General features: G+C 45.4%; 1 protein-coding gene. It reads left to right on the forward strand.

Annotation, left to right across the window (positions count from 1 at the left end):
- Positions 1–981: hemagglutinin repeat-containing protein (locus M2R47_RS09360; protein WP_249102529.1), on the forward strand; the 981-nt coding region annotated here is incomplete at both ends.

Genomic DNA, 981 nt, shown 5'->3' on the forward strand with positions numbered 1-981 from the left:
GACACCGACTCTCGCCGTGCCAAGCTCATGGGGACTTTAGCAGCTGCATCTAAAGTACGCACCCTCGCTCAAAATCTACAAAACGGCAACCTAGGCAGCATCAGAGTTCAGGCGACCGCAGGCTCTCAAAGCACAAAAAACCAAACACTGGTTCATCAAGAGGAAAATGATGCCGCCAATATCCATGCAGACAACAATCTTATCATCAATCTTAAAGGTAAAGGCAAAAACTCCGATTTGGTTGTCACAGGCTCAAACATCAGCGTTGGCAATAACTTATATCAAAATGTAGAGGGCGATGTCATCTATCAAGCCTCAACCCAGACCAGCACTACCACCAGCCAAAACAGCAGCAAAGGCGTAGGCTTTGGTGTCTATGCCAGTGCTCAAATAGGTGGCGGTCAATCCAATCAAGGCTTTACCATCAATGCCAACAAAGCAAAAGGCAATAGCCAAGAAACAACCACCACTCACACCAATACTCAAGTTACTGTTAAAGGCAGTACCATTAACAATATTGGTGGCAGTCTAACCCTAGACGGTGCCAATCTTGATACCACATATCTAACAGGCACAGTAGGCGGTGATCTGATCGTCAAAAGCCGTCAAGATACCTATCAATACACCCATGATCAAAAACAAGCAGGATTTAGTGCCGATGTCGGCTTTAATGGCAAACCCCAAAGCTTTAGTATCAATGGCGGTAAAACAGACATAGACGCAAGCTATCAACAAGTCACCCATCAATCAGGCATCAAAGCCAAAGAGTCCACCTTGTCTGTACAAGGACAAGGCAACTTCACAGGCGGCTATCTCATCACCGATCAAGGTAAAAACCAAACCCAGTTTGCCCAAGGTATCCAAACCCAAGATATACAAAATCACCTAAATTATCAAGGTGATGCCATCAGTGTTGGCATTGGTATTGGTGCAAACACCAGCAATCCAAATGGCAAAGCAAAACCTGCCCTACAAGGCTTA

The sequence above is a fragment of the Moraxella oculi genome (assembly GCF_023336735.1).
GTDB lineage: Bacteria > Pseudomonadota > Gammaproteobacteria > Pseudomonadales > Moraxellaceae > Moraxella > Moraxella oculi.